The sequence below is a fragment of the Treponema endosymbiont of Eucomonympha sp. genome (assembly GCF_001028545.1).
This window is the reverse complement of the sequence record NZ_BBPW01000358.1, coordinates 1-700: the sequence shown is the minus strand read 5'-3', so window position 1 is coordinate 700 and position 700 is coordinate 1. Positions and strand designations below refer to the sequence as shown.

Sequence of the window (700 nt, the reverse complement as noted above, 5' to 3'; positions counted from 1 at the left end):
TAAGCACCCGAAAGCAAAGGCGTGGGTTGAAGAAATCGCCAGGCTGTGCGCGCCGGACGAAGTGTACGTGTGCGACGGCTCTCAGGCGGAATACGACCGCCTGATGAAGAGCCTCGTTGACGCAGGCCTCGGCACGCCGCTCAAGAAACGCCCCGGCAGCGTGCTGTTCCGCTCGCAGCCGTCCGACGTGGCGCGCGTCGAAGACCGCACCTATATCGCGAGCAAAAAAGAAGCGGACGCCGGTCCCACCAACCACTGGATTAACCCCGACGAACTCAAAAAGACGCTGAACGGCTTGTACGCGGGCTGCATGAAGGGGCGTACCATGTACGTCATCCCGTTTTCTATGGGGCCGGTCGGCTCGAATATCGCCAAAATCGGCATAGAGATTTCCGATTCGGCGTATGTCGCCTGCAATATGGACATAATGACCCGCGTCGGCACGAAGGTGCTTGACGCGCTCGGCACAAGCGGCGAGTTTATCCCGTGCCTGCACTCGGTCGGCAAGCCGCTCGCCGCAGGCGAAAGCGACAAGGGGCAGTGGCCCTGCGCGGATATGGCGAACAAATACATAGCGCACTTCCCCGAGACGCGCGAAATCTGGTCGTATGGGTCAGGCTACGGCGGAAACGCGCTGCTCGGCAAGAAGTGTTTCGCGCTCCGAATCGCGTCGGTGCTGGCGCGGGACGAAGGCTGGCTC

General features: G+C 61.4%; 1 pseudogene. It reads left to right on the top strand.

Annotation, left to right across the window (positions count from 1 at the left end):
- Positions 1–700 (top strand): annotated as a pseudogene (locus AWU74_RS07055) (phosphoenolpyruvate carboxykinase (GTP)); the annotation flags it as partial.